22 protein-coding genes are annotated in these 23,676 nt (G+C 36.3%); 8 read left to right on the forward strand and 14 right to left on the reverse strand.

Going from position 1 to position 23,676, the window contains the following annotated elements; all coding sequences use genetic code 11:
* Positions 1-304: 304 nt before the first annotated feature.
* The 3 genes from ACIR131C_RS0115195 to ACIR131C_RS22905 all read right to left on the reverse strand — a co-directional run bounded on the left by ACIR131C_RS0115195 (position 305) and on the right by ACIR131C_RS22905 (position 4,818).
* Positions 305-2,506: a GumC family protein gene (locus ACIR131C_RS0115195; protein WP_028090889.1), complete on the reverse strand. Its 2,202-nt coding sequence runs from the start codon at positions 2,504-2,506 to the stop codon at positions 305-307.
* A 264-nt stretch (positions 2,507-2,770) separates the two neighbouring features.
* Positions 2,771-3,772 carry a UDP-glucose 4-epimerase GalE gene (gene galE, locus ACIR131C_RS0115200; RefSeq protein WP_028090890.1) on the reverse strand — a complete coding sequence of 334 codons (1,002 nt, stop codon included), beginning with the start codon at positions 3,770-3,772 and terminating at the stop codon, positions 2,771-2,773.
* On the reverse strand, positions 3,769-4,818 hold the full coding sequence (locus ACIR131C_RS22905; RefSeq protein ID WP_417033480.1) for an exopolysaccharide biosynthesis polyprenyl glycosylphosphotransferase: 1,050 nt from the start codon (positions 4,816-4,818) through the stop codon (positions 3,769-3,771). The genes galE and ACIR131C_RS22905 overlap by 4 nt, the downstream gene beginning before the upstream one ends.
* Before the next feature lie 550 nt (positions 4,819-5,368).
* Here ACIR131C_RS22905 and thrB point away from each other — a divergent pair.
* The 3 genes from thrB (at position 5,369) to ACIR131C_RS0115220 (ending at position 8,757) form a co-directional block, all read left to right on the forward strand.
* Entirely contained in the window at positions 5,369-6,283 is a 915-nt protein-coding gene (thrB, locus tag ACIR131C_RS0115210; RefSeq protein WP_028090891.1) for a homoserine kinase, read from the forward strand.
* A 96-nt stretch (positions 6,284-6,379) separates the two neighbouring features.
* Positions 6,380-6,892: an AAA family ATPase gene (locus ACIR131C_RS0115215; RefSeq protein ID WP_028084259.1), complete on the forward strand. Its 513-nt coding sequence runs from the start codon at positions 6,380-6,382 to the stop codon at positions 6,890-6,892.
* A 260-nt stretch (positions 6,893-7,152) separates the two neighbouring features.
* The gene (locus tag ACIR131C_RS0115220) at positions 7,153-8,757 is read left to right on the forward strand and encodes an NAD(P)H-quinone oxidoreductase subunit 4 (protein ID WP_028090892.1); all 1,605 of its coding nucleotides are present in this window, start codon (positions 7,153-7,155) and stop codon (positions 8,755-8,757) included.
* A gap of 207 nt (positions 8,758-8,964) precedes the next feature.
* Here the strand turns inward: ACIR131C_RS0115220 and ACIR131C_RS0115225 are convergent, their stop codons facing one another.
* The 4 genes from ACIR131C_RS0115225 to ACIR131C_RS0115240 form a co-directional block, all read right to left on the reverse strand.
* Positions 8,965-9,714: a dual OB domain-containing protein gene (locus ACIR131C_RS0115225; RefSeq protein ID WP_028090893.1), complete on the reverse strand. Its 750-nt coding sequence runs from the start codon at positions 9,712-9,714 to the stop codon at positions 8,965-8,967.
* Positions 9,715-9,751: 37 nt separating this feature from the next.
* Positions 9,752-10,204: a DUF488 domain-containing protein gene (locus tag ACIR131C_RS0115230; protein WP_231395471.1), complete on the reverse strand. Its 453-nt coding sequence runs from the start codon at positions 10,202-10,204 to the stop codon at positions 9,752-9,754.
* A complete protein-coding gene (locus ACIR131C_RS0115235; RefSeq protein WP_028090895.1) occupies positions 10,194-10,856 on the reverse strand; it encodes a DUF488 domain-containing protein in 663 nt (220 codons plus the stop codon). The genes ACIR131C_RS0115230 and ACIR131C_RS0115235 overlap by 11 nt, the downstream gene beginning before the upstream one ends.
* A gap of 226 nt (positions 10,857-11,082) precedes the next feature.
* Complete coding sequence (locus tag ACIR131C_RS0115240; RefSeq protein ID WP_028090896.1) at positions 11,083-11,451, reverse strand: 2TM domain-containing protein; 369 nt, start codon at positions 11,449-11,451, stop codon at positions 11,083-11,085.
* Between the two features lie 260 nt (positions 11,452-11,711).
* Here ACIR131C_RS0115240 and recJ point away from each other — a divergent pair, with 260 nt between their 5' ends.
* Positions 11,712-13,757 (forward strand): single-stranded-DNA-specific exonuclease RecJ, encoded by a 2,046-nt coding sequence (gene recJ / locus ACIR131C_RS0115245; RefSeq protein WP_028090897.1) that lies wholly within the window; start codon positions 11,712-11,714, stop codon positions 13,755-13,757.
* 95 nt (positions 13,758-13,852) lie between these two features.
* On the opposite strand, the gene psb30 is transcribed toward recJ, so the two are convergent.
* On the reverse strand, positions 13,853-13,972 hold the full coding sequence (gene psb30 / locus ACIR131C_RS0115250; protein ID WP_028084264.1) for a photosystem II reaction center protein Ycf12/Psb30: 120 nt from the start codon (positions 13,970-13,972) through the stop codon (positions 13,853-13,855).
* Between the two features lie 165 nt (positions 13,973-14,137).
* On the opposite strand from psb30, the gene ACIR131C_RS0115255 reads away from it, so the two are divergent.
* The 3 genes from ACIR131C_RS0115255 to ACIR131C_RS0115265 all read left to right on the forward strand — a co-directional run bounded on the left by ACIR131C_RS0115255 (position 14,138) and on the right by ACIR131C_RS0115265 (position 15,268).
* A complete protein-coding gene (locus tag ACIR131C_RS0115255; RefSeq protein WP_028090898.1) occupies positions 14,138-14,488 on the forward strand; it encodes a YkgJ family cysteine cluster protein in 351 nt (116 codons plus the stop codon).
* An 81-nt stretch (positions 14,489-14,569) separates the two neighbouring features.
* Positions 14,570-14,947 (forward strand): TMEM165/GDT1 family protein, encoded by a 378-nt coding sequence (locus ACIR131C_RS0115260; protein ID WP_028090899.1) that lies wholly within the window; start codon positions 14,570-14,572, stop codon positions 14,945-14,947.
* Positions 14,948-14,986: 39 nt separating this feature from the next.
* Entirely contained in the window at positions 14,987-15,268 is a 282-nt protein-coding gene (locus ACIR131C_RS0115265; protein WP_028090900.1) for a TMEM165/GDT1 family protein, read from the forward strand.
* Here the strand turns inward: ACIR131C_RS0115265 and ACIR131C_RS0115270 are convergent.
* The 4 genes from ACIR131C_RS0115270 to menA all read right to left on the reverse strand — a co-directional run bounded on the left by ACIR131C_RS0115270 (position 15,265) and on the right by menA (position 19,405).
* Positions 15,265-15,750 (reverse strand): DUF4149 domain-containing protein, encoded by a 486-nt coding sequence (locus ACIR131C_RS0115270; RefSeq protein ID WP_028090901.1) that lies wholly within the window; start codon positions 15,748-15,750, stop codon positions 15,265-15,267. The two genes, ACIR131C_RS0115265 and ACIR131C_RS0115270, sit on opposite strands and share 4 nt — an antisense overlap.
* Positions 15,751-16,099: 349 nt before the next feature.
* Positions 16,100-17,440, reverse strand: coding sequence for a 2-succinylbenzoate--CoA ligase (locus ACIR131C_RS0115275; RefSeq protein WP_028090902.1), 1,341 nt, complete (start codon positions 17,438-17,440; stop codon positions 16,100-16,102).
* Positions 17,425-18,402, reverse strand: a complete 978-nt coding sequence (locus ACIR131C_RS0115280) for an o-succinylbenzoate synthase (protein WP_028090903.1) — start codon at positions 18,400-18,402, stop codon at positions 17,425-17,427. Before ACIR131C_RS0115280 ends, ACIR131C_RS0115275 begins: the two co-directional genes overlap by 16 nt.
* Before the next feature lie 103 nt (positions 18,403-18,505).
* Positions 18,506-19,405 (reverse strand): 2-carboxy-1,4-naphthoquinone phytyltransferase, encoded by a 900-nt coding sequence (menA, locus tag ACIR131C_RS0115285; protein ID WP_028090904.1) that lies wholly within the window; start codon positions 19,403-19,405, stop codon positions 18,506-18,508.
* 365 nt (positions 19,406-19,770) lie between these two features.
* Here menA and ACIR131C_RS0115295 point away from each other — a divergent pair, with 365 nt between their 5' ends.
* On the forward strand, positions 19,771-21,186 hold the full coding sequence (locus ACIR131C_RS0115295) for an isochorismate synthase (RefSeq protein WP_028090905.1): 1,416 nt from the start codon (positions 19,771-19,773) through the stop codon (positions 21,184-21,186).
* Between the two features lie 135 nt (positions 21,187-21,321).
* Here ACIR131C_RS0115295 and ACIR131C_RS0115300 read toward each other — a convergent pair whose 3' ends face one another.
* Entirely contained in the window at positions 21,322-22,626 is a 1,305-nt protein-coding gene (locus ACIR131C_RS0115300) for a glutamate-5-semialdehyde dehydrogenase (RefSeq protein ID WP_028090906.1), read from the reverse strand.
* 183 nt (positions 22,627-22,809) lie between these two features.
* Positions 22,810-23,076 (reverse strand): hypothetical protein, encoded by a 267-nt coding sequence (locus tag ACIR131C_RS0115305; RefSeq protein ID WP_028084274.1) that lies wholly within the window; start codon positions 23,074-23,076, stop codon positions 22,810-22,812.
* Positions 23,077-23,676: the final 600 nt, after the last annotated feature.

Genomic DNA, 23,676 nt, shown 5'->3' on the forward strand with positions numbered 1-23,676 from the left:
GATACACAACTAACGTAGTTAACCAAGGTCAATCGGTTTTTTCCATCAGTATTGAATTGGTTAGCGATCGCACCATATTACCATCATACCATAATTAGATACAGCTTTCACTTACTCCGGCCTTCTCAGTTACGAGCAGGTTGCGAGGAAGGAACTGAGATCCTAAGACCATCAAAGCTCAACTCCCAAAACAGTGATCATTCAATTAACCTTACAGATGTAAAAACTTTGTTTGTCTTTAACCAATAAAGGTTAACACATTTTATTTTTAAAGTGTTGCATGGGAAGGCAATAAAGTCAAGCCTTATTTCCGATTAATTTCCTCAGACCTGTTGTTCTTACTGGTTTCTTCTCTTTCCCGGTAATAACCCCTATAACCTCTATAATAGTAGTAACCACCATAACCGCTTTCCTCACTAACACCATTCACGGCCATGCCCAAAACAGGTGCTTTTGACTGATTGAGTAATGATTTCGCGGACTTCAACGCTGAATATTCCACCAGGCCAGGACGGACAACCAATAATATCCCATCTGCAAACTTGCTGATAATCAGAGGGTCAGTAACGGCTGTCAATGGTGGTGCGTCAATGACCACAAAATCATAATCCTGGCGGGCTTTCTCAATCAAGTCAACCATACGCTGGGAATCTAAAAGTGTCACTGGGTTAGGCGGAATTTTTCCGGCTGGTAGCATATCCACATTAGAGAATACTGTGTGGATAGTTGGTTTTACCTCGTTCTGACCGGCTAAGATGTTACTCATGCCCAGCAGGTTGGGTATTTCCCAAATGCGGTGCTGACGGGGACGACGCATATCACAATCTATTAACAGCACGCGTTTTCCCACATGAGATGCGGCTACCGCCAGATTGGCTGCCACAAAAGATTTACCTTCTCCAGATGTTGAACTAGTGAGCAAAATCACCTGTAACTCTTTGTCAGAAATGGTGAAGCCCAGGTTAGTATTGAGCATTTCCAAGGATGTACTGACTGGTGAATAAGGTTGATCCAGTAAAGGCACTTCCAGCAGACCTTCCACGGGATTTTTCCTCCTGTTTTCACCATATTGGGGAATTGTCCCCAGCAGAGGGAAGCCCAAAAACCGATTGGCTTCTTCAATATTTTTCAGGGTTTGGTTCATAGATTCTAACAGGAGTGCGGTCCCTGCACCCAGGAGGAGTCCCAAAAAGCCACCTAGTGCTAAATTTAGAGGCTTTTTGGGAGAGACGGCAATCTCAGGCACTAAAGCCTCCGAAATGATCCGGGCATTACCTACATTCTGATTCTCCATGACTTGAACTAACTGGAATTGCCTCAGCAGTTCTTGGTAGGTGGTTTGTGCTACCATCAACTGTCGCTGTAGCTGTAACTGTTGTTGTTCGAGTCGAGGTAAGCTATCTAAACGGCTTTTATTGACCATAAATACCTTTCGTAATTCCCCGACTTGGTTTGTCAAGGCCAATCTTTCTACTTCTGACTTGACTAGATCCTGAGTTAATGCTTGTTTGAGTTCTCCTATCTGCAAGTTCTGTTTGGGTAAGGAGTTGGAATTACCAACGGTTTGAGTAACTCGTGCTGCTAGTTCTTTTTTCTGGGCTGCTTCTTTCAATAATAGATCAACAACTTTGGGGTTATCATTGGTATAAAGGGTTCGTGCTATGGCTAGATCGTGTTGTGTCTTTTGGTATTCTGTTAGTACCTGCTGTACCCCAGGGGATTGACTTAGAGTGCTTAAATCAACGGCTTGTTGTGTAGTCAGTTTCATTTCATTTTGTAATGCTACTGAGCGAGTATAAGCTGCGGCCAATTCCCCTTGGCTCTGGGTAATGGCCTCAGTTAGCTTTCCTAAAGATTCCAAACTCACTCTGGCTTCTACATCTAAAGCTACAACCCGATTCCTTTCTTTAAAACGACGCAAAGCTATTTCTGCTTCCGTAACTCGTTTTTCTACCTTTGGTAACTCCTGAGACAAAAATTCCCGGGCGGACATGGCCTCGGCACGGTTAGTGCGTATATTACTCTCCAGGTAATATTTCATCAAGGAATTAACTACATTGGCGGCTTCTTGTTTATCGGTACTTTTGTAGGAAAGTTCCATTACATCCGTCCCTCGGATAGTCTTGAGCTTGAGTGTTTTCAGGAAAGCATCCATGGACATGGGTGCGCCTTTTTTATCCTTGAGCTTTAGCCCATTAATAGTTCTGATGATAATGGGATTGGAACGGATGACTTCGGCCTCGGTATCAACTGGGTTGCTGAGGTTTGTGAGTCCTCCCAGTTCTCCCATCTTGTCTGATAGACTTGACAAGGATGAAGCCGTATCTTTTTTGGTAAAAACGAGCTTACCTTGTGATTCGTAAACTGGTTTTTGTGTGTAAGTAACAAAGGCTGTGGCTGAGATGACGGAGGCCATCACAACTGAGGCGACGAACCAACGTCTTTTTAAGATCAGCCAATACTGTTGAATATCAATGGAATCCTGGTCTTCTTGGTTTATAGACATATACTATTTCATTAAATAAAGTGATTTTTAAAATTTATTTATGACTGACGCAAGAGGTAAATGAAATCGCAATTTTCACCTAGAGGTAATTCATGAATTACCTCTACTTTCGTTATATTTTGCGTAAGTCCTGCTATTTAACGATTTCAGGCTTTTGGTTGGATCTTAATTTCTGTTAATACCGTCCTTAACACCATCTTTCGATAAATCAATGCGGGGGAGTTGTTGAGCCGAACTAAATAAAAATACAACTAACGAGTCTTGTTAACCGGTGAGTTCTATTATATCTCTTAGCTTACTCATTTCCCAAGCTAGATGACTATAGATGATATCATCTAAATTATTATATTTGGGTTGCCAATTCAATACCTGCCTAATTTTATCCGCACAAGCTGTTACACAGGCTGGGTCTCCAGGACGACGTTCTAATTCAATCACGGGAAAATCTACCCCAGAAATAGCTTTGGCCTGTTCCACAACTTGCCTAACACTATAACCTTTGCCATAACCACAGTTGAGAATTTGACTTTCTCCGTTCTGTTCCAAGTAGCGTAAACTATCTACATGGGCTGTCGCTAGGTCTTCAACATGAATATAATCTCGGATTCCTGTACCATCTGGGGTGGGGAAATCGGTGCCAAATATCTTTAATTCTGATTGGCGTTTCAGGGCAGCATTACAAACATTTGCAATCAAGTGAGTTGCATTTGCTGAGTTCTGTCCGATTCTTCCGCCGGGGTCGGCTCCGGCGACGTTAAAGTAACGCAGTATTATATACCGCATAGAAGATGCTAGGGCGTAGTCTCGAATCATTAATTCGCTCATCAGTTTGGAGCGTCCATAAGGGTTAATCGGTAGGGTTGGAGTATTTTCCGTCACCGGATTTTCTTGAGGCTCTCCATAAACTGCGGCTGTACTAGAAAAAATTAATTGGTTAACGCCCATGACACTACAACAGCGGAGCAAATTTAGGGTATTACGGGTATTATTAGCGTAGCAATCAAGGGGGTAAGCAACCGATTCTGGTACAACTAGACTGGCGGCAAAGTGAAGTACTGCACTAAATTGATGTTTGGCAAAGACTTGGTAAAGGCGGTCTATATCTGCTAAATCACCAATAATTAGTTTACCGTAGAGTACAGATTTAGGCACACCTGTGGAGCAGTTGTCATAGACAACTAGGTCATAACCGGCTTCTCCGAGTTGACGGACTACATGAGAACCGATATAGCCTGCACCGCCTGTCACCAAGACTTTTTGATTCATCTGCCCTTACCTAATAAGACGACTTTGATGGTTTTAAAAACGATGACTAAATCCAACCAGAGGGAATAGTTTTTGATATAGTATATGTCGTAGGACAGCTTTTCGTAGGCATCTTCTATGGAAGCACCGTAGGGGTAAAGGACTTGCGCCCAACCTGTAATTCCTGGTTTAACTAAATAACGCAGTTCGTAGTAAGGAATCGCTTGTTTGAGCTTGACATCAAATTCTGGTCTTTCTGGACGAGGACCAATCAGGCTCATTTCTGCGCGCCACACGTTCCAAATCTGGGGTAGTTCGTCAATTCGCAGAAGTCGTAACCAATGTCCTACTCTGGTAATGCGGGGGTCACGTTGGCTTGCCCATTGTGCGCCCTGTTTTTCAGCGTCTTGATACATGGAACGGAACTTGTAAACCCGAAATGGTTTACCGTTGAGTCCGGTTCGCAATTGGCTATAGAAAATCGGGCCTGGACTATCTAGTTTAATCATCAGTCCTACCAAAACCATGAGCGGAAATAGTAAAAAAAATAATAGTATAGTGACTATTATATCTGTATATCTCTTGATTTTTCGTTGGGTATGACTAGATACTAATTCAAAGCCACTACTAAAGGTAAACCACTCATCCTCAAGTAATGAGGAGGGGATTTTTTGATATAAGGTTTCCCAAATATCGGGTAGACGATAAACTGGAATACCTTTCAGACGCAGTTGCATCAAACTTTCCAGTTGGGTCTTCTGGAGGTCTGTTTGAGTTCCCAGAATTACGCCAGACCAGGATTGCTGACTCCATTCCGGTAAATTGCTCAGTTTTCCACCATAAGTTATCTGGGTTTGTGTCTCTTCTGTTTCTTTTAAGTTGCAGATATCAGTTATATTATCGGGATTTTCAGTAAGGATAACTAATTCTTTTAATGATTTATGGAGTAAAAACTTATGAACAAATTTGACGGTATCATCTTCACCTACAAGAATCAGCCAACGACCCGTCTCCAATTTTGATGAATCACTTAATACCTTGGCTTTGGATTCCACTAATGATGTCATAGATACTCTCATATTAACTAACTGAATTTACCACATTTTTATTCAATCATAATCTCTGTAAAAAATTTCCCAAAAACTAGATAAATTTACGCACCTGATTTTGGTTTTTTCTTCCTGTTACGCACGTCCACAGAAACATACCCTGAACGGACAGGGGATACTACGTGATACGATACCCGTAAGAGGCGTGTCATCCGCCAAACATTAACTAAACTATACAGTTTTCAAAACTCTTACCCCTCGCAATCAATGTAAAAATGAATTACGATATTTGACTAATGAATAACTAACTATTCCATATTTCACAGAATGTCAATGAGTATAACTCTATGGATAGATTTCGTCAAGTGAATTAGACAAACATTAGCATTGAGTAGTTTTAGATCAGATATCTTCTTTCTCTAAATTAAATCAGGGCAGCGTGACCGATAACACTTGTATGGAAAATTCCTGAATTTTCCATAGGATATTTGCCTCCAACTGAGCTTTACGCTTACTTAGTGTTTCTGTAAGATGAAGTAGTTTATATTGGAATTTTGAATTAATCTCAATGGCTGTATTTTCTCACATTACTGTTAAAGTTCCCGCCACGACTGCAAATTTGGGTCCGGGTTTTGATTGCATTGGCGCAGCTTTAAAGCTTTACAATGAATTTGAATTTACTACTCTCGATGTCAATGGCTTAATGATTCAAGTTTCCGGTATGGAGGCGGAAAAGGTACAAACTGATGAGAGTAATCTTTTATATCAGGCGTTTGTTAAGTTATATCAGCATATAGAACAAACAGCACCATCAGTTAAAATAAGGATTAAGTTGGGTGTGCCTTTATCTAGGGGTTTGGGTAGCTCCGCGACGGCTATTGTCGGTGGGTTGGTTGCAGCTAACGAGTTGGCTGGTAGGCCTTTGTCTGAATTGGAGGTGATGAAATTAGCGATCGCTATGGAAGGACATCCTGATAATGTAGTACCAGCACTATTGGGTGGTTGTCGTCTGGCTGCTACTAGTCACAATTGTTGGGAAATTGGCGATATTCCCTGGCATCGAGATATAGTACCAGTGGTAGCAATTCCTGATTTTGAGTTATCAACCTCACAAGCAAGGAAGGTTCTACCCGCAGAAATAAGTCGTGATGATGCGATTTTCAATATTTCTCATTTCGGTTTATTGTTACGCGGTTTAGCAACTAATCGGGAAGAATGGTTAAAAGCCGCACTACAAGATAAATTACATCAACCCTACCGTCAAGCTTTAATCCCTGGTTATGATGCTGTTAATAACGCTGCTATAAATGCTGGCGCTTATGGTATGGTAATCAGTGGTGCTGGTCCGACACTTTTGGCTTTAGTAGATACAAGCAGGGCAAAATTAGTAGAATTAGCCATGAAAAATGCTTGGTTGCAAACTGGCATCACTTCAACTGTGCGAATATTTAACCTAGATATGCAGGGGACGACCACATTTTAAATGTTAAATTTGGTTAAATTTTGTATTTTCCATTGGTAATGGGTGATGAAAAACCAATTACCAATTACTCATTACCCATTACCAGTCATAACACATATGGAGAAAATTCAGTCAGAAATAGCAGAACTGAAATCTCAAATCCAGGCACTTAGGCAAGAACGGGCTATGCTGACTAATAATCATGTAGAATTGAGCGAAAATGATTCACATTTAGCCATTGTTGAAGCTTATCGTCGTCAAGCTAGGGAAAATGCCCAATTATCTGCTGAACTTAAAGGCATAGATGATGCAATATCTTTCCTAGAAAAGCAAATAGAACAAAGGAAAGTCTATCTAAATAGGAATTTACCTATTTCTATCCGCATATCCCAACAAGAAGCACAGCTAGAAGAAGCCAAAAAAATTGCTCAAATTCATGCAGAACGAGTTAATGAACTAGCAGGGGAACTGGCCAAGGAAATTAAACTCCTCAAAACCTGCGCTGACGAACTTAGTCCTATGTATTGGCAAGTTTACTACAAACCTTTCATCACGGGCTTTAAGACCATTTCTGTCCCCTATGTTAGATCAGATTGTCAAGTGTGGACGATTGTCAACCGTATTGTTTAAGCATCCTCAACAACCTTGTGAAAATTTAAATTTATCCTTAGCCGGGGAATTATAACTAAAGACAGCGACTAATAGCGCTGTTTTTTTGTTGACATCACAAAAATTTACATTTAGAATGGACTTGCACCAGACTTCAGTAGGTATTTATTACTAATAAAATCCACAAAACTGGAGATCTTCACAAGAAATCATTTACAAAAGTAAAAATTTCTTAATATAATGTAAACAAAAGCAAAACCAAAAATATATTGTCAACAGTTATGAATACAATAGAATTCCCTTGGTTATCAGCCATAATTTTCCTGCCCTTAGTGGCGGTCCTGGCAATTCCGATCATTCCCGATAAAGAAGGTAAAACAGTGCGCTGGTACGGTTTGGGGGTGGCACTATTAGATTTTTCATTAATTATCTGCGCTCTTTGGCAAGGTTATGACTTCCAAAGTTCAGCCCTACAACTGACAGAAAGCTATTCCTGGATACCTCAAATTGGCTTTAATTGGTCTTTGGGGGTTGATGGTTTATCAATGCCCCTGATACTATTAACAGGCTTAATTAACACACTCGCAGTATTCGCGGCTTGGAAAGTAACCAATAAGCCGCGTTTATTTTATGCGTTGATGTTGGTAATGTACAGCGCCCAATTGGGTGTATTCCTCGCCCAGGATTTGTTAATGTTCTTCTTGATGTGGGAAATTGAGTTAGTACCCGTTTATTTGTTAATTTCCATTTGGGGAGGAGCAAACCGCCGTTACGCAGCTACCAAATTTATTATCTATACTGCTGCTGCATCCATACTTATATTGGTATCTGGTTTTGCCATGGCTTTCTATGGTGATAATTTGACCTTCAACATGACAGAATTGGGAATGAAAGAATATCCCAAAGCTTTAGAACTGGCACTATATACCGGTTTCTTGATTGCGTACGGTGTCAAATTACCTATTTTTCCCTTCCATACATGGTTGCCTGATGCTCATGGTGAAGCGTCTGCTCCTGGTTCAATGATCTTAGCGGGTGTATTGTTAAAGATGGGTGGTTATGCCCTAATTCGTTTTAATGTGGAGATGTTGGCTGATGCTCATATCAACTTTGCTCCCGTTTTAGTAGTTTTAGGTGTAGTTAATATTGTTTATGGTGCTTGTTGTGCTTTTGCACAAACCAACCTCAAACGCCGTTTGGCTTACTCTTCAATTGCCCATATGGGGTTTGTGTTAATTGGGATTGCATCTTATACAGAAATCGGTATTAATGGTGCTGTATTACAGATGGTTTCTCACGGTTTAATTGCTGCTAGTTTATTCTTTTTATCCGGTGTCACTTACGAACGTACTCACACCTTAATGATGGATAAAATGGGCGGTATGGCTAAAGTAATGCCAATAACTTTTGCCCTTTTTACCATGGGTGCAATGGCTTCTCTAGCGTTACCTGGTATGAGTGGTTTCGTCGGTGAATTGATGGTATTCTTGGGTTTTGCTACTAGTGATGTTTACAGTTCCGGCTTCAAAATTGTCATCATCTTTCTCTCAGCAGTTGGTGTGATTTTAACACCCATTTATTTACTTTCTATGCTGCGTCAAGTGTTCTATGGTGACAAGAATGAAGAATTGCATTTAGATGCTGTAGTTCTTGATATTAAGCCTCGTGAGTTGTTTATTACTGCTTGTTTGTTAATTCCTATCATCGGCATTGGTTTTTATCCTAAGATGATCACACAAGCTTATGATGTGAAAACAGTGGAGGTTGCGGCTCATGCTCGTCAAGTTTTACCAGTTGTCGCTCGTCAACAACCTGCAAATTTGTATTCACAAATTTTCACCACACCAACATTAGCTAGTTCCAAAATAGGGAATATAGTTGAATAATTATCAAGTCCAAAATGGCACTGTAGTAGATCTTAAACTTAAATATGAGGGGAATTTGCAAATAAAAAAGATCCTTGATTTTTTGAAGAAGTCAAGGATCTTTATTTTAAACATATTTTTAACATCTTTTTAAGACTGTGTGCTTAGTAATAAGCTAATTCTTTTGATAGATTTAAATTCCCCAATTATTAAATCATTTAGGAATATTTACCATCTTAAACGTTTAATAATATCGGTAACATTAATAACAGATGCCACCAATTTATAACAAAATATTTCCTCACTTTGAAATTGAGGTTGAAAAGGTTCACTTAAACTAATTGTTAATCTAAATTGATCAGGTTCAAAATTGTTCAAGTTGAGTTTTTCGATTACCTTTTCACAGGAATATATTCCCTCTTCTAAAAAACTAAGTTTGTCTATCCACACTGGATCTGTGATTGGTAAGTCATAAAAATGACCACATAAATAAAAAAGACATCTGTAAGTTTTCTTGTTTGAAGAATTATATTTAATCTCCCAATTTAAATTTTCTGGATTAATCATTGTTAATGAATGTCTAATTGGTGATATCTTTAAATCTTCGTAACGGATACGTTTCTCGAAATTACCTAATAACTTAGGTTCAGAAGAATTTTTTTTAATTTCTGGTTTAATTAATTCTCGGACTTGTTCTAAAGTAGCCTGTCCTAAAATCTGCCATTTATAACTATAATGAATGAGATAATTTTCAGGTTGATGACATTTTGGTTCATATCTAAGAAAAGGAACTTTCACCACATCAAATAATTGTACTTCTCTACCATCTCTCACTGTGTAGTGTTCTGGATATAGAGTTCCATCTTTTTTATTAGAAACTGGCCGTAACCACCCTGTACCATCGGTTTTAATACCTGCAAGACAAATTCCGCCATGCTTAGTAGATTTAGCAAGACAAATAATATCAAACCACAGCATTGTTAAACTTTAATTAGCACCTTAACTAATATTATACTTAAAGATGATGAATTTTGATATTTTTTTCTAGGTTAATTTGCAAATATTCAGCTACTAAGCGACGATGACAATTATGGGGTTTTAACTCACTACACAATAAACAACTTTTATCTATGATATCTATAGATAACTTCCTTTCAATTTGTCGCTGTGTCATCAGTTGATTAAATTTCTGCTCATAGCTATCCCAAGTAATTTCTTTCTTTTTATAAGCATCCAAAATATCTTTTGTGGGAGCTAAATCAAGAATATGGATATATTCAATTCCGCAAATTTTCTGGAGAAAATATTGTAAATCAGTCTTTTTCGCAAATCCCGCAAGTTGGGAAACATTATTTAAACGAGTATCAATAACTCGCTTCACACCTGCTTTTGTTAAGGTCTCGAAAAACTGCTCGGCTTTTTTTTGTGTGAAGCCAATAGTAAATAAATTAACTTGTTTAATCATCATCTGTTGTTTCTGTATAAGCTACTTTTTCACTTTGTAATTGATATGCTTTTTCTACTAATTCGGCACGGGAAAGAGGTTTTTCTAGGGTTTGTATGGGTTGCAAATCAAATAGAGAAAGCTGTTTAACATGACTTTGCAAATCAGCGGATAATTTGGATAACTTATATAAGTTATTCTGTTTTAATACCCTATTTTCTAAGTCTTCATTTGATTCTAAATCTCCATTTTTATGGATATGATAAATTTCTAAACCAGCATTTTTTAAATGTGGACAAATTAAAATAGCTCGATGACAAACAATGGGGTCTTGTTCTGCACACATTAAACTAATTTGATATTTTTCTGAACCTTGAATTAGACGATTTAAGCCAACTTTAAAGGCTTCTGTGGCAGCAATTAAATCATAACGAGCCATACCATTTATATAACAGTTTCTATCACGGGGACGAGCGCCTAAGTTATCTCCCAGGGGAACATAAGCGATATTTGCGGTTTTTAGGGCTGTTTTTAAAGCTGATTGATTAAACTGAGGAAATCGGCGACTATAGGGACTAGAACGCACGTCAGCTAAGGCTGTTACTTGATGTTGATGTAACAGTTCAATAAATGTTTCAATTGTATGATTTGAGTGTCCAATAGTGAATATTTTCATAATTATTTGTTATCCAGAAATAATACTTATAATAATTTTGACAAGTTTTGATAAATTTTCTGGAACTTGATAGCATTTGTGGTCTTGAGTTATTTACTGATTAAACTGATTAATTTTCGACTGCTATCTGATTGTAACATAAATTATGTTTTCTGAAAGCTCTATTTTAAAAATTACGGCATCAGTCTGAATAACCCCAACTTTTTGCAAAAGTCGGGGTTATGTTTTAGGAATTACTTGTGTAAACTTTAATTCCATGGAGTAATAGACCTAAACCCCATCCTAACATGGGATAAATTGCCCAAAAATATCCGGGACTAACTACTAAATTTAATAACACTAAAAAACCATTAATTGCCATAAAAGCAAATAGGTGTGATTTAAATTCTTTTCGTTGTTGACTATGAGACATTTGTTCTTTTTTCACTTTTGCGTTATTTTTTAACCATTCTTGTTCCGCTGCTTGCAAAGATTCTGAAGAAACACCTAATTCTGAGGCTATTTCTATTATTTGCTCTCTTGTATATTCTCCTTGTTGCTTACGTTTAAAAGCGACTTCGAGAATTTGCTGCATTTCTTCTGAATTGTAAGTCATTATCTCCACCTAAAATGGTCAAAAAATACTTGTGAGAGTTGTTTTTGCAACGGTAGCTACACAATGATTATAAAATATTTATCTGTTGTTATAGACTGTTGAGAAACATATTTTATATCTAAAAAAATGATTTATATAGTATTTAAAAACACAAATATAGATGAAAGTAAAAATATCAAATGAATAATCAGTGATGAAAGTGACATAATTTGATAAAATCTAAAAAAATATAGGTCTAGTTTACTCAACCAAAATGACCAATGACTAATCATCAATCTACCAAACGCTTACCTAATCAACGCTGGCAAATTGCAGCATTAAATCCAGAATTAGCCGAAAAACTGGCAAATTTAACGAATATTTCCCCCATTATCGGCCAATTATTAATTAATCGGGGCATGGAAACTCCAGAAGATGCAAAGATATTTTTAGAACCCGAATCTCTGATTTTACCTTCTCCTCTGGCAGAATTTCCCGATTTAGCTGCTAGTGTGGAATTATTAGAAATAGCGATCGCCAATCATGATAAAATAGCTATTTGTGGTGACTATGATGCAGATGGTATGACCAGCACTGCATTACTATTAAGAAGTCTTAGGGCTTTGGGTGCTGATATTGATTATGCTATTCCTAGTCGAATGCACGATGGTTATGGGATTAATAACCGTATTGTTCAAGAATTTTATGATGAAGGTGTAAAAATAATTCTAACTGTAGATAATGGAATTTCTGCTGTTGAACCTATTACCAAAGCCAGAGAATTAGGTTTAAAAGTTATTATCACAGATCATCATGATATTCCCGAAAAATTACCTCCAGCTAATGCAATTCTCAACCCAAAACTAATAGCTGAATCTTCTCTCTATCGGGGTGTAGCTGGTGTGGGTGTGGCTTATATTTTAGCAGTTTGTTTAGCACAACAGTTAGGGCAAATTAAAGGCTTAGTCCAACCACTTTTAGCTTTATTTACTTTGGGAACTATTGCTGATTTAGCCCCTTTAACTGGTGTAAATCGTCGCTGGGTAAAACGGGGTTTAAAGTTATTACCAAAATCTAATTTACCAGGGATACAAGCATTAATTCAAATTGCAGGAGTGCAAGCTAGTGAAGGAGAAAAAAACCAAAATTCAAAATCTTTAAAACCGGAAGATATTGGTTTTCGATTAGGACCGCGAATTAATGCTATAGGTAGAATTGGTGATCCACAAGTTGTCATTGATCTATTGACAACTGATGATTTTAGTATCGCACTAGCTAAAGCTATTCAGTGTGAACAAACTAATACTCAACGTCAGCAAATGTGTGAAGAAATTGAACAAGAAGCTATTTCTATGGTTGAGGATTTATATATAAACTCTTTACAAAAAGACCGCGTATTAGTTATGATCAAAGATAATTGGCATCATGGTGTCATTGGTATTGTGGCTTCTCGTTTACTAGAACGTTATGGTGTTCCTGTGTTTATTGGTACTTATGAAAATCACAGCATAATTCGCGGTTCAGCGCGGGGAATTCCTGAATTTCACGTATTTGCAGCTTTAGATAGTTGTCGGGATTTATTAAATAAATTTGGAGGACACAAAGCTGCGGGAGGATTTTCTTTACCAGCGGTAAATTTACCAGAATTTCGACTGCGGTTGTCGGAATTTGCAAATAGATATTTAGAAATTCAACACCTCAAACCTCTTTTAAAAATTGATGCTCAAATTAATCTTCACGAAATTAATGAGGATCTTTTTCAACAATTGAATATTCTCCATCCCTGTGGTATTGATAATTCAGATCCTATATTTTGGACTCCTAATGTCCAAGTCATTGAACAAAAAATCGTTGGTAAGGGTCATATTAAATTAACTGTAGTTCAAAATATTGACAATAGCTTGGTGAAAATTAAAGGAATAGCATGGCGCTGGGGTGATTATTTTCCTTTACCATCAAGATTAGATATTGCTTACAAGTTGCGGGAAAATAACTTTAATGGTAAAGTTAATATTGAAATTGAGTTAATTGGTGCAAAACTCCCAAATCATATTCTCCAACTTTTCACTAATTCATCAAATTTATCAACGGTGAGTTTTGAATATCAACAGCGTCAATATACTTGTGGAATTTATGACAATGGCATGGGTAAAGAATTAAGGGTGAAAAATTCTGAAGGTAAGGTTTTAGTGATGCGGCCAGATGATAAATTTGGTCTGTTGGGTTTCAACCGCGAAAATGCGGCACAGGTAAACTTATCTCAACCTATATATGAGGGAATTATTGAAAATGCAATGCGGGCTTTATCAAATTGTGTTGCGAATTAAAGATTTAAAACTTTTTTAAGCGGGGATTTAACCCCGGTTATTATCAATGGGTAATGGTGATGAGATAAACTGTTACCTATTACCCATTAACTAATTTACAGGTTGCCGTTGCGAAATGCTAGGACAAAGATGACTATAGGACCTGAAATCACAATTAGTCCCACGCAAGTTAACTGTAAGACAACTTCCCAATTGATGTTAGCTAAAATGTCCATTTTTTCCTCCCAATGATTTAATGGTTTAAAAAGATTTAATAATTTCATAGCCAAACCCGTAATTTATCATATCTTTTTAGGGGATCTAAAATTTAATTTAGTTCACAAAATTATAGAAAAAGTCATAAAAAAGTAAAATAGCAGGAATAGCAGAAGGTTAAAAATATGGCTACTTGGCAATGTATATCTCAGTGTGGGGCTTGCTGTAACTTAACACCAGCGGATCGTCCAGACTTAGAAGAGTATCTTTCACCACCGGATTTAGAACTTTATCTCAGTATGGTAGGGGAAGGGGGATGGTGTGTAAATTATGATCATGGTACGAGGGAGTGTAAAATTTATCCTCACCGTCCTCGGTTTTGTCGTGTAGAAGCGGAAACCTTTGCGGAAATGTATGGTACTGAAGCAGAGGATGTAAATGATTTTGCGATTGATTGCTGTCATCAGCAGATTGAAGGGGTTTATGGCGATCGCAGTTTAGAACAAATCCGTTTTGATCAAGCTGTGGGTTTTTAATTTAATCAGGTTGCAATTTATGATAACAATATGAGAAAATGAAAGGAATATGAAAACAACTGAAAGACCAAACTAACGACCGTGAAAATTGATACTGCACCATTCAGCATTCCTAAATTATCTGCAACCGAAAACCAGTCACATCAGACTATAGTTCAGGATGATCCCAAAGGCAAAACATCTGTATTTATGGTCTTTGGGACAACCTTTATCACGATTTTTCTCGCGGAAATTGGTGATAAAACTCAACTTTCCACCCTGTTAATGAGTGCGGAATCCCATGCCCCTTGGGTAGTTTTTCTCGGTTCTGGCGTAGCATTAATTACTACTAGTTTATTAGGAGTATTATTAGGTGGTTGGATTTCTACAAAACTCAGCCCTAAAACGGTTGAAAAATCAGCCGGTGTCATGTTGCTACTAATTTCCCTCATGTTGGTCTGGGATGTCATTCAAGGTTAATTTTTGTAATATTGTCAAATATTGTCAACCGAGGAAAATATGGACTGGAATCTTTTAGGACTGAGCTTTGTGACAGTGTTTTTATCAGAATTAGGTGATAAGAGTCAGTTAGCAGCGATCGCTCTTTCTGGACAAGGACAATCTCGAAAGGCTATATTTTTTGGTACAGCTGGTGCTTTAGTCTTAACTAGTCTTTTGGGAGCATTAGCCGGTGGTGCGGTGTCTGAATTTTTACCTACACGCATTTTAAAAGCGATCGCTGCCATTGGATTTGCGCTTCTCGCTATCCGTCTACTCTTACCTAACACTGATGAGGCTTAAATTTCCCGCCAACACCAATTTAAAAGTATACCTCCTGCTATGACCTTAAAGGCCTCTAGCAGGAAGTAACCGCTGTGTAATAAGTTCATGATTGCTGGAACTGGATCACTAGCGAGTAAGCTGAAATTAGCTCCTAGAGCGCACATTTGGGGAGTTAAGAAATAAGTATCTAGTAATGCTACTGTTAACAGTATTCCAGATAATGCAATACTACCCAAACGCCAATTAGATTGAGTTTTGCTGATAGCTAATACAGAAGTTAAAACCACAGTAGCGGCTAATAATTCTAGGCGATTAAAATTCCAAAAAACTACATAACCTGCTACAGAAAAACTAGCTTCGTTCATCATGCCAGCAAAGTAAAGACTAGGCATAATTACCCAATCTAAAACCAGACTAGCACTCAGCCAAAAGCCCAAAGTCAAGAGAATGGCTATTTGCCAAGTTGAGCGTTTAAATTCCAGATTAGAAATAGCGTTCATAAAAATAATTGCTTTGTTGTATTCCTAGTATCTAACTAAGAGAAGAATTTGACAACAAATATAAATTAATTGTTACAAACCCAAAATTTTAGTTATTAGTAGATAGATTTGTTAACAAATTTGAAGTTTGATTAAGAAATAATTGAAAATAGCAATATTTTACGTATCCCTTATTTACCGGTGAGTTGTCAGGAAACAGACAAGGGATAAAGCCATCAATATTTTTAATTATTTAGTAACAATGTTTACTGAAAATAAAATAGTATTTTCATGTCGAATTAGGTTCGATATAGGACTCAGATTTGATTAGGTCTTAATGAAGATATACCTTGATTTTTCACAAGGAATATCAGGAAATGAAGTGCGGGATATGAGCTAGAAAATCCTCAGCTATTTTTTCCACTTCTTGACGGTTAATTTTCCCTTGGTTATTACGGGGTAATTTAGCTAGGGAAATCCAATGTTTAGGAATTTTGAATTTACTCAGTTGATTTTTTAGTTGAGTTTGAATTTCTCTATGGGAAATATTTTCATCTTTGGGAACATAAATGGCTGTTAATGCTTGTCCCCAATATTTATCAGTTATTCCAATTACGCAAACATCAGTTACCATTTGAGTTTTTCTAATCGCTGTTTCAATTTCTAGGGGATAAATATTTTCCCCACCTGTAATGATTTTGTCGCTATTTCTGCCCATGATATGTAAATAGTCTTGACTGTCTAAAAAACCAATATCATCAACTACAAAACTATTTCTATTTTCCCACATTTGTGGATAATAACCTAATGCTAATGATTTACTTTGAATATTTATATTTCCTGGTTGATTATCAATGATGATTTTAGCATGAGGAAGAATTTTACCACTATTAAATTTACCTTTTAAAAATTCATCAGGTTTAAGAGTTGCAATTTGAGAAGCGGTTTCTGTCATTCCATAAGTAGGTGCTAATCTAATTTGATGAAATCTCGCTTTTTCTAATAGTTCTTCCCAAGGTGGCGCACCCCCTAAAAAAACAGTAGCAAATTTTGATAACCATTGGGTTAATTTTGGATTTTGCACGAACTTTTGTAATTGGGTGGGAACTAAAGATATAAAAAATTCCGCTGGGTTAATATTTGGTATTTCACAAGTTTCTAATCTTTTAGATGTGGTAATTACTAGTTTACCTCCCGTTGTCAAAGAACGCATAAATTGCATTAATCCACTCACATGATATAATGGTAATATACAAAATGAATTAACTGAATTTATGGCAAAATATTCTGTAAATCCTTCCACAGACGCGGTTAATGTTTCCCATGTATGAATAGCAAATTTAATCTTTCCTGATGAACCACCAGTAGGAATCATAATAGTATTATTAATTGGTAATTCATAATTAGTAATTACTGATTTTGCAAAGTTATTTTCTCTTCCTAAAACTAGATCTGGTTGGACTAAATTAAAAACTTGTTCCCATTCATCTTCACCCCAATCTGGGTTACAAAGAAAAACTGGACATTTAGCCGCACAAGCAGCAATAAAACTGGCTATAAATCTCACTGGTGATCTTTCCGCAATCATGATTTTTGGAGTTGACAACTGGGTTATTTTTAAATATAATTCTGTTGCTATCCGTGGTAATTCATGGCTATGATCACAAATTAGCCAATGATGATTTTCGACATTATCTAAAAGGTTTTCCATAGATTTTCTAGCCAGTTTAATTCTTGTTTTTTAAAAAAGTGATTAACACCAAAACCAACCGCGCGGTTATTTGTAGATAATTCTGCTGCTAATTGTAATGCGGCTTTTCTGCCAATTTCTGTTTCAAATACAGATGAAAATACAACGTCAATTTGATGTTTTTTGCAAAACTCTCTTAACCTAGATGGTGAACCAAATATTCCTGGTTTAATCACAAAAATTCCCTCCCAACCTTGTTGAAAGCATGATTCTAATTGTTGAAGATTGGTGATAGATTCATCTAAGGCTATAGGGGTAGAATATAAATTACTTAATTCCCACATTTCTCTAAATTTATTTGCTGGTAAAGGTTGTTCGATAAATTCGATTTTAGGTAAGAATTTATCACACTTATTCAACCATAATTCAGCCTGTTGATATGTAAGTCCACCATTAGCATCTAAACGTAATTTGGCTGAATTTGGTAAGCTGGAAATTAGTAAATCAAATATTTCTAACTCCTTAGTTATATCATCAACAGCAATTTTCCATTTGAATGTTTTATATCCTTGTTCCCATAAGCTATTCCATTGATTTAAAGCTAAATTTCCCGCTGATAATAAGCCGCTGTAGGTAAAATTTAAATTAGCATTTAGCGATTGGAAATCGCGGCTACACAGACAAAACCCACCTGGGTGAGTTGAAGATTCAAAAGCAAATTGACAAGCTGGTAAGTTATCGGGAATGGTAAAAATTATCTCTTTGGTAATTGTTTTGGGAAGTTGACGACAAAAATCTAAAGCCTGTTCTATAGTTTCTGAACCAAACCAAGAAATGGGGGAAATTTCTCCCCAAGTAACATGATTTTCCTCATTAATTAAGCGAATAATTACGCTTTCGCGGATTTCCCAAACACCATGATTAGTAATAATAGGATTTGTGAATTTTTGGCTAAAGTAACGAAAAGAAAATTGATAACTCATTAGGTACTTACAAATAAAAAAACTCTGCACCTCTCATTTCTCCGTGTCCTCTGTGTCTCTGTGGTTTTTTCCTGATTCAGATCACTTATTTTCCGAAAATTCCTTAACCAAATATAAATCCTAAACCTAAAAATAAGCAACTTAAAAAATGAACATTAATAGCGATAAATTTAGAATTACTAACTTTATCTGGTTGGTGATGATTTTCTAAAACGTGACGACATAATTTTACCGCAAAAGGTAAACTCAAGAAACTTAATAATGTGCAAATTGGGAAAATATTCAAGATGACAAACAGCAATATTAAAGGATAAATAATAGTAGTAAATACCACCAAAACCTTTGCACCTGCTTGAGTTCCTAAGCGGACAATTGGAGATTTTTTTCCTGCGGCTATGTCATCTGCAACTTGATGAAAATGGGAACAAAATAGCACTAAACTGGTAACAAGGCCTAAAATTATGGAAGCTGCTAAATTCCTACTAGACCAGGTTTGAGTTTGGCTATAATAGGCAGCACCCATACCCAAAGGACCAAAGGCAAAAAAGCAAAGAATTTCGCCTAAACCTTGGTATCCTAGACGAAAAGGAGGACCTTGGTACATATAGCCCAAACCGCAGCATAATAGAATTATAACGATAATTGTCGGATCTTTTTGCCAAAGAGCGATCGCTATTATTGCTAAAAAACCCAAACCTAAACACAGGTTTCCCAGCCAAAACATTAAGGTTTTATTACCAGTTAAATTCACCAATGAATGATGTTTATTTTGATCAATTCCTGTTTCGGCATCAAATACATCATTACTAATATTTTCCCATGCTAAAATTAAAATTGACGCAGCAATAAACAGAGAAAATATTGTGAAATTAAAAATCTTTGTTTCCCTAAATGCTACAGCCGAACCTACCCAAATCGGCATAATAGCAACACTGTACATTGGCGGTTTAATTGCCGCCATCCATAGTTTACCTTGAGGTGGTGAAATTTGAGTTGAAGTCATCGGTTTTGATTAGTTAAATTACCAAAATTTTAGTTGTCAATTAAATCTTATAATTTTATCCGGCACTTCACCAGTCATTTTAGATTTGAGATTTGGCTTGTTTATGTGTTTATATCCTACTCTTGTTGGTGTAATCAATCTAAAATTGTTTTATTTTTGTAAATTACCAAAAAATGCTAATTTTATGATTACAGGTTCATATCCTACAATAAAATCTGCTATTTTGCCACCAAAACAGGATGAACCCCCAAATCACCCTTAGTCTATGCTGGTTAATGGTAACTGAATTATGTTACCTATAGAAATACCATCATGACTTATGACATTTTAGGAAGAGAACTTAATAAAAATTAACTTATACATCCATGACCATTTCACCATGTCGCAGCCACACCTTTGTAGACTACAAATACCTCAATCAATTACTATTAGAGGTTCAAGACAATTGCCGTCGTCATAATAATAGTAAAATTGTTAGCATTCCCGTGGAAATTGGTTTAGTTGATCCTTTGCTAGTTTTCGATAAATTTAGTCAAAAAAACACCAAAAACTTTTATTTTGAAAATAGAATTAATGGTGAAGCGATAGCCGCAATTGATACTGTAGATAAAATAGAAATCTTTGGTAAGAATAGATTTATAAAATCAGAAGAATTTATCAAAAATTGTCTGAAAAATATAATTTCTATTTCCCTGCAAAATCAGACTTTTTCCCAACCTCATTTTTTTTGTACTTTCAGTTTTTTTGATCACCATGAACAAAGCGATTATCCATTTGCTTCTGCTACGGTTTTCTTGCCTTGTTGGCAAATTGTATTAAAAAATAATTGTTGTACATTAATAATGAATACAACTATTAACTCCCAGGTAAATATTACCAAATTATTAGATAATTTACAAAGCCATTTAGAAATTATTAAATCCTTAATAAATTACTCTATAACTATTGATCAATTACCCATTAATTGCTATAGAAAAATTACTAAAAATGGGAATAAGTTTAAAAATTCAGTCTCATCAATTTTAGAAATAATTGAGTCTCAACATTTAAGCAAAATTGTTTTAGCTGATACCTTAGATGTGACTAACAATCAAGATTTTAACTTACTACAATCTTTAAATAATCTGCGTCAATTACATCCTAATTGTCATGTATTTTCTACCAGTAATGGTCAAGGACAAAACTTTATTGGTGCTAGTCCAGAACGGTTAATTAGTATTCACAAACAACAGTTAATTACTGATGCTTTAGCAGGTTCAGCACCCAGAGGTAAAACACCTCTAGAGGATACTGCAAATGCTAACAACTTAGTTAATAATACTAAAGAAAAACACGAACATAAACTTGTTCTGGATTTTATTACTCAACATTTATCTCAACTAGGTTTATTCCCACAAGTTTTAACTCCCAGACTCCGACAATTATCTAATATCCAGCATTTATGGACACCAATTACAGCCATAGTCCCAAATAATATTCATCCCTTACAAATCATTTCTAAATTGCATCCTACTCCAGCAGTTGCTGGTGCAGCTAGAGATATTGCTTGTACCGAAATTCGCCGTTATGAAAATTTTGAAAGAGGTTTATATGCAGCGCCTTTAGGTTGGGTAGACGGAGAAGGAAATTGTGAATTTATTGTCGGAATTCGTTCGGCTTTAATTGATGGTAATTATGCTAGACTTTATGCAGGTGCCGGCATTGTTGCTGGTTCAGATCCTCAAAAGGAATTTGCAGAAGTGCAACTTAAACTACAAGCTTTATTAAAAGCCTTGGTTTAACATTCTTATGATTACCTCGTTCCTAGACTCCTGGCTAGGAATACCAGCTATGAGGCTCTGCCTCCCCTGTTACTAGCGGCAGAGCCGCAATTCAGCATTCCCAGTCTCTGACTGGGAACGAGATTAATAATATGATTATAAATCCCGATGACTAAATGATTTTGCATTTGCACCAGTGTAAGTTTTCACAATATGTCCATTACCAGACATTTGATATTTGTATGTGATCAAACCCTCCAAACCAACAGGTCCACGAGGTGGCATTTGTTGGGTACTAATTCCCACTTCTGCACCAAAACCATAGCGAAAACCATCAGCAAACCGGGTAGAACAATTATGATAAACTCCCGCTGCATTTACTAACCCTTGAAAAGTTTCTGCTGCTGTGATATCTTCTGTAATGATTGCTTCTGTATGTCGAGAACCATAATTATTAATATGGGATATTGCTTCTGTTAAAGAATCCACAATTTTAATGGCTAAAATTAAATCACTGTATTCTGTTCTCCAGTCTTCTTCTGTGGCAGCGGCAATATTAGGTAAAATTTTTAAACTGCGTTCATCTCCTCTTAATTCTACATTTTCTGCTGCTAAAGCTGCGGCAATGTGAGGAAGAAATTCCTCAGCAATACTACTATGAATTAGCAATGTTTCAATGGCATTGCAAGCAGCAGGATATTGAATTTTAGAATCTACGGTAATACTAATAGCTTTGTCAATATCCGCTTTTTCATCTACATAAATATGACAAATTCCATCAGCATGACCTAATACTGGAATCCGAGTATTATCCTGCACAAATTTCACAAAAGCATTAGAACCCCTGGGAATAATTAAATCTACATATTTATCTAATTGCAACAGTTCTAATATTTCTTCCCTGGTTGTTAACAATTGCACCGCGTCAGCATTAACACCAGTCTGAGATAATCCTTGTTTAATGGCTTTAACTATCGCTTCGCAGGAATTTAACGCTTCCTTGCCACCCTTGAGAATTACACCATTACCTGATTTAATTGCTAAAGAAACAATTTGAATAGCTGCTTCAGGACGCGCTTCAAAAATAATCCCTAAAACACCCAAGGGACAAGTAATACGTTTAAGAATTAATCCACTGTCAATTTCTCGATTAATTTGTACTTGACCAATTGGATCATCTAGTTTACCAACATCTCGCACACCCGCGATCGCATCTCTTAATTTATGTTCATCTAGTTGCAACCTTTTGTAAAGAGGTTTAGCGATTCCTGCCGCTATTGCTGCTTGACAATCAGCCAAATTTGCTTGCAAAATATCATCCTTAGCTGATTCTAACCCCTGAGCGATCGCTTCAATCGCTTGATTTTTCCCTTCAGAGGAAAGAAGGGCCAGCTTACTTGCAGCTTGACGAGTTTGTTGAGCAATCGCACGTAGAGGAGAAGCAATGTTAAGATTAGTCATAGCACCTAATATTTTTGAAATGTAGCCACAAGTTGTTTATTCTCATCCTATCAACTTTCCCGTTGTGCATTTAATAAGTTAATCAGCGATCTGAATCTTGTTAGATATATTTTGAGCAAAAATTAGCTGAAATAGCTAATTTTTACCCAATTTTCGGAAATTCACTAAATCAAGTTTAGAGACTTAACCTTGTCGAACCCGACGTTCAAATTCTGCGGAAGTTTTTCCAACCACATCCAATGCTAAGGGATATATATCATTGTGATCCTGCTTTAACCAGCCTAAGAGATTCGCAATCTGAGCATTTCGTAAATCTAAATCAGTCTGAAAAATGATTGAAGTTGCCATCGCTTCAGCATATTGACGTGGATGACCTTTCTGTACAAAAGTGTTCACTAAAGCAGTTAAAGCTTCCTGTGGCACATTAGCAGGATTTCCTTCTGTGGACATAATTTTTGAAAAAAATAAACTTAATAAATTAGAGTAATTTATCTAAACAAGTAGATGCCATTAGTAACATTACTTAATTTCCTCCATGTCAGCCTAAGGACACTTACGTAAGCTTACTGAAAATAAGCTCAACCTATTGACAAAATACATAAAATATGAATTATGCTCTCGCGGTATTTAAAGGTGATTTTTCGATGATTGATTAGGGAAGCCTTTGTTGCTTTACCCATAAGCTGTTTATCCCAACCTAATTTACAAAAGCCTTGTAAAACCCAGAATAATTCATCATTACTAACCTTTATTTATACAAATAAAACATGATCATACTTGACTTTTTGCATAGGAATCAATAATTTAATCTAAATAAAATCAGAAATATTATCTAGATTTTTTCAGTAGTACGGATTCGGTACTTATGTCTTTTTAATGGCTTTTTGGTTCATAAACTTTACATTTATTTACAGAAAAGTTCTTTACATCTTCAGAAATCAGTGATATTCATATAAATGTGGGTCGAGCGAAATGCTCAACCGAAAATCAAAACAACAACAAGGACTTAAAACAATGGCAGTTGAAAAAACCAATTCTTCCTCCAGCTTG

The sequence above is a fragment of the Dolichospermum circinale AWQC131C genome (assembly GCF_000426905.1).
In the GTDB taxonomy this organism is placed as follows: domain Bacteria; phylum Cyanobacteriota; class Cyanobacteriia; order Cyanobacteriales; family Nostocaceae; genus Dolichospermum; species Dolichospermum circinale.